At 39.2% G+C, this 12,681-nt stretch carries 16 protein-coding genes and 1 pseudogene; 4 read left to right on the forward strand and 13 right to left on the reverse strand.

Translation table 11 applies throughout. The features are described from left to right. The first annotated feature begins 672 nt into the window (after positions 1–672). Entirely contained in the window at positions 673–801 is a 129-nt protein-coding gene (locus tag KV40_RS37520) for a hypothetical protein (RefSeq protein ID WP_371260860.1), read from the forward strand. Between the two features lie 408 nt (positions 802–1,209). Here KV40_RS37520 and KV40_RS37525 read toward each other — a convergent pair. The 3 genes and pseudogenes from KV40_RS37525 to KV40_RS30405 all read right to left on the reverse strand — a co-directional run. Further along, positions 1,210–1,359: pseudogene (locus KV40_RS37525) on the reverse strand (MerR family transcriptional regulator); the annotation flags it as partial. 285 nt (positions 1,360–1,644) lie between these two features. After that, positions 1,645–2,148: a DUF1772 domain-containing protein gene (locus KV40_RS30400; protein ID WP_036489208.1), complete on the reverse strand. Its 504-nt coding sequence runs from the start codon at positions 2,146–2,148 to the stop codon at positions 1,645–1,647. Positions 2,149–2,181: 33 nt separating this feature from the next. After that, complete coding sequence (locus KV40_RS30405; RefSeq protein ID WP_036489211.1) at positions 2,182–2,811, reverse strand: NAD(P)-dependent oxidoreductase; 630 nt, start codon at positions 2,809–2,811, stop codon at positions 2,182–2,184. A gap of 154 nt (positions 2,812–2,965) precedes the next feature. On the opposite strand from KV40_RS30405, the gene KV40_RS30410 reads away from it, so the two are divergent. From KV40_RS30410 to KV40_RS30420, 3 genes are all read left to right on the forward strand, one after another. Further along, the gene (locus tag KV40_RS30410; protein ID WP_081942973.1) at positions 2,966–3,838 is read left to right on the forward strand and encodes an AraC family transcriptional regulator; all 873 of its coding nucleotides are present in this window, start codon (positions 2,966–2,968) and stop codon (positions 3,836–3,838) included. Between the two features lie 485 nt (positions 3,839–4,323). Next, the gene (locus KV40_RS30415) at positions 4,324–4,500 is read left to right on the forward strand and encodes a hypothetical protein (RefSeq protein WP_052056124.1); all 177 of its coding nucleotides are present in this window, start codon (positions 4,324–4,326) and stop codon (positions 4,498–4,500) included. 487 nt (positions 4,501–4,987) lie between these two features. Next, a complete protein-coding gene (locus KV40_RS30420) occupies positions 4,988–6,604 on the forward strand; it encodes a helix-turn-helix domain-containing protein (RefSeq protein WP_036489214.1) in 1,617 nt (538 codons plus the stop codon). Positions 6,605–6,617: 13 nt separating this feature from the next. On the opposite strand, the gene KV40_RS30425 is transcribed toward KV40_RS30420, so the two are convergent. The 10 genes from KV40_RS30425 to nifT form a co-directional block, all read right to left on the reverse strand. Then, entirely contained in the window at positions 6,618–7,016 is a 399-nt protein-coding gene (locus KV40_RS30425) for an ArsC/Spx/MgsR family protein (protein WP_036489218.1), read from the reverse strand. Positions 7,017–7,103: 87 nt separating this feature from the next. Continuing rightward, the gene (locus KV40_RS30430; RefSeq protein ID WP_036489221.1) at positions 7,104–7,643 is read right to left on the reverse strand and encodes a (2Fe-2S) ferredoxin domain-containing protein; all 540 of its coding nucleotides are present in this window, start codon (positions 7,641–7,643) and stop codon (positions 7,104–7,106) included. Positions 7,644–7,717: 74 nt separating this feature from the next. Continuing rightward, positions 7,718–8,683: a cysteine synthase A gene (cysK, locus tag KV40_RS30435; protein ID WP_036489224.1), complete on the reverse strand. Its 966-nt coding sequence runs from the start codon at positions 8,681–8,683 to the stop codon at positions 7,718–7,720. Between the two features lie 108 nt (positions 8,684–8,791). Further along, positions 8,792–10,141, reverse strand: coding sequence for a nitroreductase family protein (locus KV40_RS30440; protein WP_156114263.1), 1,350 nt, complete (start codon positions 10,139–10,141; stop codon positions 8,792–8,794). A 37-nt stretch (positions 10,142–10,178) separates the two neighbouring features. After that, the gene (locus KV40_RS30445; protein WP_036489227.1) at positions 10,179–10,631 is read right to left on the reverse strand and encodes an ankyrin repeat domain-containing protein; all 453 of its coding nucleotides are present in this window, start codon (positions 10,629–10,631) and stop codon (positions 10,179–10,181) included. 7 nt (positions 10,632–10,638) lie between these two features. Continuing rightward, positions 10,639–10,893, reverse strand: coding sequence for a hypothetical protein (locus KV40_RS30450; RefSeq protein WP_036489230.1), 255 nt, complete (start codon positions 10,891–10,893; stop codon positions 10,639–10,641). A gap of 197 nt (positions 10,894–11,090) precedes the next feature. Next, positions 11,091–11,576 carry a hypothetical protein gene (locus KV40_RS30455; protein WP_036489233.1) on the reverse strand — a complete coding sequence of 162 codons (486 nt, stop codon included), beginning with the start codon at positions 11,574–11,576 and terminating at the stop codon, positions 11,091–11,093. A gap of 319 nt (positions 11,577–11,895) precedes the next feature. Beyond that, positions 11,896–12,081 carry a hypothetical protein gene (locus KV40_RS35470; RefSeq protein ID WP_156114264.1) on the reverse strand — a complete coding sequence of 62 codons (186 nt, stop codon included), beginning with the start codon at positions 12,079–12,081 and terminating at the stop codon, positions 11,896–11,898. After that, complete coding sequence (gene fdxB / locus KV40_RS30460) at positions 12,078–12,371, reverse strand: ferredoxin III, nif-specific (protein ID WP_036489236.1); 294 nt, start codon at positions 12,369–12,371, stop codon at positions 12,078–12,080. Before fdxB ends, KV40_RS35470 begins: the two co-directional genes overlap by 4 nt. A gap of 80 nt (positions 12,372–12,451) precedes the next feature. After that, entirely contained in the window at positions 12,452–12,652 is a 201-nt protein-coding gene (nifT, locus tag KV40_RS30465) for a putative nitrogen fixation protein NifT (RefSeq protein ID WP_036489239.1), read from the reverse strand. Between the last annotated feature and the right edge of the window lie 29 nt (positions 12,653–12,681).

A 12,681-nucleotide genomic window follows, 5' to 3' on the forward strand; every position in this document is an offset into this window, starting at 1 on the left:
CTGTCTCAAAACAACTTTAATGTTGTTTTGTTTATATCAGCAGCCCAATTGAGATTTCGTTTACCGCAGGGAATATAAATTAATTCAAATTTATTAAATCTACCCTTACCGAGTTGAAACTATTAGTGTAGAAAGATTAAATAATTTCTAATGTGGTAAGGATGCTAGTATTTTTGACTGGGTTATCGGTATTTTAAGGTCGAGACCTTAGCTTTACTGCACTCAGGCTGTAGAGCGAAATTTATCGCTTAAGTTTTGACTCGATCGTAGCTCTATTGAACTAGTTTTATTTGTCATAATTGATTTTCGAGCGATGTAAGATCAATAGGCGAAAACATTTTGAAGCAGTTTCAGACAGTGAATCTAATTTTAACTGAATTGATTTATCAATCTTTGGCTGAGAAAGAATTATTACCCCAAAAACATCTAGTTGATGCTGATTATGTTGATGGGACTTTATTAGTGGAGAGTAAACAAAAGCATGACATTAAACTTATGGGTCCTGTCCGTGAAAATGTAAGTTGGCAATTCAAAAATCCTGATCGCTACGATGTAATCGTGGGGCAAAACACCTATATTAGTTCTCAGATCTACGCTCTGCTAGGTTACACCGTACAGGAAATATCGTATATGGGAGCCAACTTTGTGACATAAGTAATACATTCCGAAGATTTGGCTCGCTTTGGCGATCATATAGAAAGACTTCGTAGCTTCGAGGGGAGAGAGGTCTACACCTTTGAATATCGAATGCGCCATAAAAGTAACGAATGGCTTTGGAGGAGCATGATTAGTTTTATGTAGCAACCGTCCCACTTCGAGATCGGTGCAATCGCTCGTTATGCCATCCCCATGTACAACAATGGTCATCGCTCCATAGGCGCTATTATTGTCGCCAGGAAGAGCATGAATCAAAGACCCAAAAAGTTCTTCTGCTGAATCATCGGTTGGTAACACTTTGCGTAGTCCGATCAGTCTTTGTTGAGGAACTTCTTTGACGATCGCATCTTTTACTAAACTATCGCGATCTTGGATTTGCTTGAGGCGGGATTCAATAGTACGAATGCGTTGCAGTTCTCCTAATACCTGCTGTTCTAACTCTACTTTTTTAAGTGATAACATCCCCTGTATTTCCGTTGGAGAAATATCATCGCGGACAAACCTTTGAATCTGATTTAACGAGATTCCCAGATCTTTTAATGCCAAAATGCGATTGAGTTCTGACAGTTGACTTGCGCTATAGTAACGATGTCCGCTAGCGCGATCGATTTTAACGGGTTGAAACAAACCAATTTCATCGTAGTAACGCAGCAATCGCTTAGAAACTTGAGCGATTCGTGCATATTCTCCAATACTGTACATGATGTTTTCGTTTCTTCTGTCGCTGTACCTTTAAGATAGGGGGTGACGTAGCGTGAAGTTCAAGCAGAATGAAAAATTTCTTTACAATCTCACGGAATTAATGACTGAAAGAATGCCTATAGCTCAAAGGTTAAAAGAAAATCTTAGCTCTGGTAAATGATATTGCTTTGGACTCTCTAATTCAAAAAAATCGACTCAATTCCAAGCAACAAAAAATGGTAATTCAACGCTACCTTAAGGGAATTACCATTTAGAATTCTTTCATTTTAAGAGATAAACGATAGTTCAAGTTGTTAATCCCGAACGAATTATAGCCATAGCAAATAAAATTGCTGCCAATAACGCTGCTGCTGACCTAACATGATTCCAAAATGTCCAATTGGTGAGATATTTCGACCAGAGAGTAGAACCCTTGATACTATTCGGAGTAACTACTGCCAAAGCATCATTCAGAGGTATATTTCCCACAATAGTTACGCCAATTGTGCCAATTAGATAGAGTATGTTAGCAGTAAGTAAATATGCAGCAATGGAAGGCTGCCACTGGAATAGCAGAGAAACAGATAACAAAATTCCAGCTACAGCAGGGGCGAAAAATGCTGTCATGAACCAGGGATTGATAACAGTAATATTAATCGATTGCATGGTAGCGATGCCCTGAGATGCTGGTTGCTTGGCTAAAGCTTGCATGACAAAAGTTGAAAAAGCAAAGAAGATTCCTCCACTCACAGCACTGCCAACAGTTGCTAACAAAATTAACGGTAGACGCAAATTTTCTACAATAGTCATTATGTCTTTACTTCTTATTCTTTAAAAATATTTCTAGTAAGATAAGCTAGCAGCTTTACCCAAATAGGTATTGTCGCCAAGCTGTTTGAGAATAAAATCAGCTACATCTGGACGAGAGATAGTTAAGTTGGAGGTGCGATCGCTCCCTGGAAAACCATGACGATATTTACCCGTGCGAGTCCCTTCGATAAACGCTCCTGGGCGAATAATAGTCCAGTCAAGATTACTATGGCGGACGTATTCCTCCTGTATTTGATGGTCGGCAAATACTTTGCGTAAGATAAAGCCGAACATAATATATTTCCAGTAGAAATTGAGATTGCTCCAGCTATCCCCCGCACCCAGAGTTGACTGACAAATAAATCTTTTGATTCCTGCTTTTTCTAATGCTTGAATAATGTTTTTTGTACCCTGCGATCGCACGTTTCCAGAGAGCTTTTTACCCGATCCTAGAATACAAATGGCAGCTTCATGACCGACTACTGCTTCTTCTACCAAATCAGGATTCATTACATCCCCTGTAAAAATACTGAGATTCGGATGCTGCACGTTTAACTTATCGGGGTTACGGACAAATGCTGTAACGGTATGTCCTTGTTCTAATGCTTGTTCTACAACGTGAGAGCCAATACTTCCTGTCGAACCAAAAATTACTAATTTCACGATCTTGTCTCCTAAACTCGAACACCTTTAGCTTAGGGCGACTCAAAAATCTCAACTATCAAATTTTTGTCAGACTGTCATAATCTTGCGATCGGGTTTTAAATTTGTGATATCAGTTAAATAACGTTGAAACTAGAAATACTGGACTAAAACTATGGTAAATTCAGCTAACCAATGGTCGGAAACTAGCTCGTCCCAGTTTTCTGAATTAACTACTCCCCGTCAAAAAAATATAATACTCCAACACTTACAAAATCCTGCTGGGGAAGGTAGTTGCTGTTTTGAAGGGGAACATACAGTTTTTATATCTCTTGCTCCCCGTCCGATTGAATACGTGCAGGTTCAAGATGGCAAAACTCATACGGGTTTGTATCAAAGAGGAGAGATTTTAATTACTCCTGCCAATACTCCTTTATTTGTTCGCTGGTCGGGTAACGAAGATTGTTTGCAGATTCAACTTACCACCAAGTTTCTTCAAAGTATTGCACAAGAAACCTTAGACCGAGATTCAGACCGTTTGGAATTAATACCAGGGTTTCAGATTCGCGATGCTCGACTCGAAGCGATCGCCATGATGTTGTTTACCGAACATCAACAAGACCATTTTGATAATGGACTTTATCTCGATTCTCTAACGAATGTTTTGGCAGTAAACTTACTTCGTAACCACACTGCTAGTAAACCTCAATTTCCTATCTACAAAGGCGGTTTCTCTCCGCGCCAATTAGGTCAGGTGCTAGATTACATCGATGCTTACTTAGATCGAAATATTAAACTGGCAGATTTGGCTCAACTACTAGGCATGAGTCCATTTCACTTTAGCCGTCTTTTTAAACAATCAATCGGGATGACACCCCATCAATATTTAAGCCAGCAACGAGTAGAACGAGCAAAAGAATTATTGAAAAAAACAGATCGCTTGATTATCGATATTGCTTTGGAGTGCGGTTTTAGCAGTCATAGCCATTTGAGCAAACAGTTTCGACAAATTACTGGTATTACACCGAAAGCTTATAGATTGGGCTAAACGGATATTCTTTAGTCATTGTTAAGTCACTGCAAAAATGTAACTTTCAGACATTAGTGGGGTCTTGGTTGAGTACAAATTCAACTCGTACGAGAATTGATGAAAGCCCAGAGCTTTGTTACTCGATACTTTCGTACGTTTTCTATCGGGTGGCAGATGCAATAGAGAATTGCTGTAAATACTCATCACTTTAGTAGAGAATACCCATGTTCTAGCCCAGAAATACTCGTCTCCTTACACCGACTACATTTGTTCTGCATTACTAACTAATATTTGTGGTATTTGAGTACATTGCTAATAAACAATAATAAATACAAATACGCTTGACAGCTTTTAGTCCATTTAAATCTTAATGATATAAATAGTGGAAATCGAAAATATTAGGAAAAGTATTGGCATCAAATTGGTGTCAAAATGGTGTCAACTACTAAATTCATCGAGCTTTATAAGTTTCGCTAACGTCAAGTTGATGTTATTTTAGTGTCATGAAAAGATTTAGTTTGAGACTAACAGAAGCAGAATATCTTAAACTCAAAATTTACTGTGAAGAAATTCAATTATCTATGAATGATGTAGTTAGACAGTTGATAAGAGAATGGAGTCCAGATAGCGAAAAACTGTGTGAAGGCTGTAAAAAACACCCAAACTTACAAAAACGCTAATTTTATGAATTTTATTTAGATATATTATTGTTTATAATTTTTATTTTAAAAATCTAAGATTTTACTTTAAAAAAAGCTTTTTTTTAAAGTAAAATCTTTCTTTATTTATATATTGTATTGTGTTTTATTACTAAATTAATATTTCGGAAAAGCACAGCCTATCTCTAGCAAGCATTAAGAAAAGTTAAAAAATATTCAAACTAATGTAAAAATTATCAAAATGAACAGTTTGATAAATCTTACTGTAGCAATATTTAGAAAATCAAAAAATATTAAATAAATGCTCTATTGATGTCAGCTTCCAGATGAACAGGTATTGATAATATCAATTAAGTTTGTTTTATATGTTTGACATCATTTTGATGCCAGTGTTGTTCGACAGCAATTGGAGGTTATGTCGGGTACTTTTGCTATTTAAAAATAATAAATATGCAATTTTTGCACGATTTTTTAGTAATAAATAAATAACTAACAAAGAAAACTTGCTATGGCTTACACGATTCCTAACACTTGTGTCCATTGTGGTATTTGCTTACCTGAATGTCCAACGGGTGCAATTCAAGTAGATAAAAATAACGAGCATTGGGTAGAACCTGGTCTCTGTAATCATTGTGAAGACAACGATTTTAAACCTTTATGTGTTAAAAGTTGCCCAGTTAGCTTACCCGTTCCCTTACCTGCAAAAAAAGGAAGATATAAAGCCGAACCGCGAGTTTTAACTACCCATCACCTTTTTGCTAACGGTCACAATAATCCCATCGCCTCATCGATGGTAATTTGGGAAGCTTGTAATATTTTGGCAAAAGGCTCTGTCGTTCCCTGGCAAACTAATAGTCAGGGCAAGGTTTGTTTTGAGCGTCAGGTGAAGCAGGGTAGAGGTAAGATAGAGTTCTGTCTGGCTGATAATATTAACAGCGATCCCAACTATGCTTTGAGCAGCAAAGAAGCTGTTGAGACTATAGAAGATATGGATATCCGCGCTGCATGTATGCATCTTATTTTCGCTGCTTATTCTACTTTCTCAGAACGACCGTGGGAAGAAGAGTTCGCCATTGATAATAAGCAACTAGAAACATATTTGGGCTTAGACAAACGCAAAGATTTAAGTAAAGCCGCAAAACTGACTCTAATCAAAACCTTAGTCCAGCAACCCTGTAAACTTTTAGCTACCATAAATTGGCCCCGTCAAGGTAAGATTGCCGCTTTTTCCGTACCAGAAGACCGTATTTGGCACCTAGTATCGATTGACAACCACTTTCAAGAAGACGACCAAGGCTACAAACATCTTGTCGGCATGACTTTTAGAATTAGAGCAGGGAAGTGGGCACAGTATTTTCTTAACAAACATGGCTATAAAAACTATGCTGCTTATTATCAATACGGTACTTTGCCCAGGTTTTTGTTGACTACGGTAATGACTATTTGGCATCAACACGAAGGAACGGTAAGAATGATGCTGTGGTTGCTGTTTAAAACTAAAATGGGGAGAGAACAGCGGGTAACGGTTCCAAGGTTGATGTATGTAGCATATGGAGAAGAACAAGTCAGACATGCTTCTTATAATCGGGAAAAACGCAAGCGACTGTTACGCAGGTTTGAAAGCGATTTAGAAGTTCTCAATCACTATCAAATTAAACCAGTATTCGACCCAGTAACCTACCCAACTCAAATTCAGCCTTTATGGGCGAAACTAGCCGCTATTCCAGATGATGCTGAAGAAGCAATGGATTTTTGGATTAACGATGGCTGCAATGAAACTAGCATAACCGATTCGGCTCCTGCTGGAAAATGGAATTTATTGATGAAAGCCCGTATTCTTAAGTTTGAATTACCTTCAGAATGGGACAAGCAGTTATCCCGATGGGAGAACAAAAAACAACGAAAAACCAAATCCCGCAGCAAAAATTCTACTAAAACTTTAGCTCATCTAAGTGGCAAACAGATTTCGATCGCCCGAAAAAATCTGGGTATCAGCCAGAGAAAACTGGCACAGCAGCTTGGAAAAAGTCAAAGCTGGATTCGAGATATAGAAAATAGTCGTTTTGCCGCCAAACCAGGCGATCGCCTGAAGTTGCAGAAAATATTGGAATTAGAATTAGAGTGATGTAAGGAAGTTTTCAATGTGTTCTAGGACAGGTTTCTAAATTCTCGACGGACTTCTGAGTTGCCAAACCAATCCAGGCATCAATTCGATCGAGATCGAACCCTGTTTGGCAGACATTTCCTACCTGAATGAGAGGACGGCGAATCAGTAGGGGATATTGAATCATCAACTCTAGTGCTGTTTCTTCGTCTAAATTTTCGGGAACTACTTCACCCGATTTAATTTGAGGTGCCGTCTTCTTAAACCATTCTGCTGTCGGGCGATCGCTAAAAAAAGGACGCAGAGTAACAGCCGTCCAAGGCGTGGTCAATAAATTGTAAGCGATTACTTCATGTCCCACAGACTGTAGTAGTGCTTTCTGCTTGGTATTGTTAATGCAGCTTGGTTTTTCGTAAAAATTGATTCGTGTCATTGTCTTGCTTAATAGTTTGTGGTTGGTAAGGGCGAACCGCCGTTCGCCCTTACATAGAAAGGCAAAGTACAAAACATCAAGAACGATTTAACCATAATGAGCTTTTAGCAGGGAAGCAAGGTTATTGGGATTGACATAAGCGTGTTTGACTCTACCAGGCATCAAAATCATGCTAGGGGCTTGTTTGCACTGCTTCTGACAGTCTGTAAGTTGGATAGTTACTCGCTCTTGTAAGCCTAGCTGTTCGAGGGTTTCTACCAAAGCGTGATAGAGTTGCTTGCCACCACGTTTGGCACAACTGGACTTACGACATACCAGAACTTTTCCCGTTTGAATTTGTTGGGCGGTAGGAGATTCAGTGACTGAAGATAGAGGCTTACCATCGAGTTTTTCTACGCGATCGCTTCTTAACTTAAAACTTTTCAGTCCCGAACCAGATGGCTCTAAGTATACCGACAAGCGATCTCCCTCTTTTAATTCTCTACCCAAAGGTTCCCTCAATTCTTTGGCTAATTTTATGGGAATAATTCGCTCCTCTACCTTTAGTTGAATGTATTTGTATGCCAGAAAACCCAAAAATTCTCCTTCTATTCGATACGCCGCTTGTTGTGCTGTTGTCGTGTTCATGAGTTTGTCCTTGGTTGTTTGTTGCAAATTAAAGCCTAGTAACAACTATCTTTTGCTCCCTGCCTTTTATTAAACTAACCGCTAACAACTAACGTTTTTTCTTCTTCTAAATCCTGGAATAGAGGCGTGCTTAGATAGCGTTCGCCAAAGCTAGGCTGAATCATCACGATTAACTTGCCTGCATTTTCGGGTCTTTTGCCCACTTTAATCGCTGCTGCTAGTGCCGCACCCGAAGAAATTCCTGACAGTATTCCTTCTTCTTTTGCCAAACGACGACCATAGCTAAAGGCTTCGTCGTTAGTAACGGTAATAATTTCGTCGATCGCTTCGACATTTAGAACATTTGGGACAAAACCCGCACCGATACCTTGAATTTTGTGACTTCCAGGACTGCTACCCGAAAGCACGGCACTATCGGTAGGTTCGACAGCGATCGCCTTAAATTCACTTTTGCGCTGTTTGATAACTTCGGCAACACCTGTAAGGGTTCCTCCAGTACCGACACCAGCAATTAAGATATCTATCTCGCCGTTGGTGTCCGACCAAATTTCTTCGGCAGTGGTAAGCCTATGTATTTCAGGGTTAGCGGGATTATTAAACTGCTGGGGCATAAACGCATCGGGTATGGTGGCTGCTAGTTCTTCCGCACGGGCGATCGCGCCTTTCATGCCACCGCTGGCGGGAGTCAGTTCCAACTGCGCGCCATAGGCTTTTAACATTGTCCTCCGTTCTTGACTCATACTTTCGGGCATGGTCAAAATGATTTTATAGCCTTTAGCCGCTGCCGCCATAGCTAGTGCGATCCCCGTATTGCCAGAAGTGGGTTCGATCAGTACTGTTTTGCCTGGTGTAATCAAACCTGCTTTTTCGGCAGCATTAATCATATTGACTCCAATGCGATCTTTTACCGAAGCTGCGGGATTCATGCTTTCTAATTTGACGACAATTTGCGCCAGACAACCTTCGGCAAAGGGAATTGAATTTAGACGTACTAAGGGAGTTTTTCCAACAAGTTCGGTAATATTATTGGCAATTTTCATAATGATTTTGTTAATAGTTAGTAAGTAGGAGCGATACTCTTACAAGAAGGCTTACGCCAACGCGAATTGCCCTTACAATATTGATGTGATTGTTTCCTTGTTTCTTATTTAACGACCGATCGCCAGAGCATAGAGGATATCTTTATCAATTTCTAAGAATTTCTGAGTTTCATCATCGTAATAAGCTCCGATGCCACTACAGCCAATGCCTAAATAATTACTAATTAAATACAGCCTGTGTCCGAGCCAGCCAGCATACTGCATAACTGTTTGGTAGTTGTTATAGGTAGCAGTTAAAAACAAAGTGACGGCACTAGTTTTGGCTATGGCTTGATTGACACACAAATACTGGGCGCGATCGCGCTTATCGCCACTTTTGAGTAGTCGATTTCCTTGGTATAAACCAGACTCTATGCCCTCAATAGAATTGACGATTGAATAGATTGTTATCTGCTCGTTATTGACAGTATTTAATGGCTGTTGTAAATAGTGCCAAATTTGTTGCCACTCAGCTTGAGAAATCGAACTTCCTGTAAAAGCTCTTGCCGATCGCCTGGTTAAAATAGTTTGTAAAAATTTATCGCTCTGAAAATTTAGGGGCGATTTGTTGATTGTATTGTTATTACAACCAAAATCAAAATTTAGTTTAGTTAATTGCGAACTTTTTACCCGATTATTTCCTATATTTTTATTAACTACTGTATGTTGATATCCTGTTTCAATAAAAGAATTAGTTTCAAAGTAATCGGTAGGAGCAACAAAAGGTAAAGGCGATCGTAACTTTCTAACGGATTTTGCTTTAAGATTTCCAGAAATTACTGCCGCAGTAACAAATTCTTTATTTTCCAACCCTAAATCTTTGTTCAAAGCAATTTTATCAAAATCGAATAAAACTCGAAGATCTTGCTGATATAAATTAGCCGCTGCTGCGATCGCTCCGATATGATGTCCGCTATCTAAAAAACAATAGCGTAGGCTTCTATTTTTATATTTCCAACTGGAACGATAATAAACACAACTAACTATAAAAATAAACCCCTTGACTAAGGAGTTAGGTAAAATATAGCTTTCTAAACCATCGTCAATTAATTCATAAATTAAAGTCAGTGAATTAGTAGCTACCTCTAAATGATAAATTCCCTCAATTAGACCTGGAATGCCTCGAATTTGCACGTAAATTTCGGTAGGATATAATGCTCCTGCCGAAGGATTGACTCTTAACTGAAACGAATCGTATTTATATTTTTTAGTAAAAGTAATCGCACTAGTCAGACGAATAAAATTATGTATGGGATCGGTTTTATCTAGAGGAAAGCGACGATAAAAATGAGGATATGTTTTGAAAGCAGCAGGCTGAGTCGAAGCATCTACATAGTTGGGATCGAGCATTACCGATAAAGGTGAATGTTTAGTAGCATCGTGAAAATTTTTACCTACTTTTTCTAATTCTCGAATCATGGATAAATTAGTTTGTGGTTAGTTACTTTAACTACCTTCAGGAAGCTTGACGTAGTAATTTAAAAATTTTGATAGTGCTAGAAAACTCTAATGCGCTAAAGTCATCCAGATTTCTGAGATGAGGATTTGCCCCTGCGTCTAGTAATAGTTTTACTGCCTCAGTTTTGCCTGCGGAGGCGGCATACATCAACACGGTTACGCCATTGTCATTTTGATTGTCGAGATTGATTCCCGCATTAATTAGTAGGCGTATGAGAGGGAAATTATTCTTAAAACAGGCAAACCAGAGAGCATTATTACCGTCATTATTTCTCAAGTTAATGTTTACTTGGTTGGCAAGCAAATCTCGCACTACATCAATCGCTCCTTCTCGGCTGGCAACGATAAAAGCCGTGTCCCCATTTTTAGTCCCATCTAAATTTTTAGAACTGTAGCCGCTTTTTTGAAGCCAAGCTTCTGTAGACTGGCTGAGTCTTTTGGTGATAGTCATCGTTCTTCTATGCTTCGGTTGATAGTTCTGGATACAAACCTAATTGTCTGGCGAGTTGACGAGCGATAAAAATTAGAAATTTAGAGCCTTCTTGGTTGTCTTCGTGTGCCATGATGGTAGCTACTTGCATTATCGTGCGGATGAAATTTTCATCAATCAAGTCGGCACTAGCATCTAACACCTCTGGCTCTTTGCCATTGGGACAACGAAGTAGGCGATCGATTAGTTTATAATATTCTTCCTGGCGTTGGTTATCGGTCATTTGTCGTGTTAGTAGTTAGTAGTTAGTAGTTAACTTCTGCCTGTCTTGGCGAGCGTTCCCTTGCGTCTCACGCCGAACAGCGCATTCGCAAGGGCGCGTGGCTTGAATTTACTTCAAGCCCTTGTGTCGCCCGCGCAAGCGTCGCGTAGCGACTTTGAGCCGTTAGGCTCTGTGGTTCTCGCCGCTCCTGCCTTCTATTACTCGTCTTCATCGGGAGATTTAGTAATCACTTCATAGACGGTAGTAGAACAAAATTCTCGGCTATCATCTATCTCTTTAACTCTTTGGCTGATTTCTATAGCTTCCTCAATTTTGCCAAGCTGTGCGAGAATTAGTCCTTTAGCAGCATAGGCATTGAGGTAGAGGCGAATATTTGGTTCTAGTTTGCGATCGCGTAAAATTGATTTTAGTTGCAACCACTCAAATGGTAGGTTTTCTATAGTTGCAATTTTCTGTATAACTTGTTGGGCAATTGAAAGCGCGGTTGTCGGTTGATGTTTGTAGAAAAAGAAACGATACGCTCCAACTAAAACATCCAGGTTATTTCCCGCTTTAAATAAGGCTTCTCTAAGATATCTTTCAGCCAAACCCGTATATTCCCAATTTTCGCTAGCTAAAAGCAATAATTGTTTTATTTCTGGTTCGAAATCACACCAAGAAACCCGATCTTGAATAGTTTGCATGATTGAATATGGTTATATTAGTCATTGGTCATTAGTTACTAAGGACGAAAGACAAAAGACTATCAATTCATCTCCTCTGTGAATATCAATCTTCCAGCTAAAGATTTATCTTCAACTGATTCTGGAGTGAAATTGCTAGATGTAAAAGAAAGTGTCAATATGAGGACTAGGAGCGTAACAATTTCTTCTCGGATACGTTCTAAATCTTTCATGGTTCGATCTTTAGAGTTGTTTGCTTATCGTTGCTGCTACTCCAAACTCCTTAGCCCAATAAAGATTTTCAAGCTATCTAATTGCTGGTATTTCAGGCAGATATTTACTATCTAATAACTGTGAATTTGGTTGACGAGTAACCGTATCGAACATCAAACTCAAAGTCAGGAGTAGGAGAATAAAAAATTTGTGTCGCACAGCTACAGATAATTGGCAATTTTTTGATAATGTAGCTGTCCTTGGTGTATTCTGTCGAGCTAGCCGTGTTGTTTGCACTGCTGTATTCAGTCATACAGAAGCTGGTGCGTGAGTGTGGCATTTTTTGGGGCAAATGCGAGCGCAAGCTTCACAACCGATACATTTGTCGGGATTAACAACGGTCATTACTTGGCGTTCGATATCGTCGTCATCATCCTCATCGATAAATTCGCCAAATTCATTCATTGGCTGTAGCATCAAAACACCACGTCCGCAGACTTTAAAACATCTACCACAACCCAGGCAAGTGTCTTTGTTAATTTCTTTGACGAATTGGGGTTCCCAGGTTAAGCCGCCTTGAGTCAAACCAGTTAGTGTAGTCATGATTGTTCTCCTCTTAATTGTATTGAGATAATAAATATTTACGGAATCAATCGATTCTCGACAAACAGCGTGGAATAAACTTACAGCTTTCTAGCATTGAAAGTTTGAGGTAGCTTGGTGTCTTCTCCTAAATCTTTAAAAGACAACTGCCAACCGTTAGCCAAGGTCAAAACTTTGCCTTCTGGAGTAGCGGTTTGCTCTACTACTTCTTCTTCCAAATCTTTCTTGGGGACATAAACTGATAGATGTCCGAGGTCATTCTTGTGTAGCATTACTTTCATGATTTTTGATCGGGGGATAGTGGTTAATA

The sequence above is a fragment of the Myxosarcina sp. GI1 genome (assembly GCF_000756305.1).
In the GTDB taxonomy this organism is placed as follows: domain Bacteria; phylum Cyanobacteriota; class Cyanobacteriia; order Cyanobacteriales; family Xenococcaceae; genus Myxosarcina.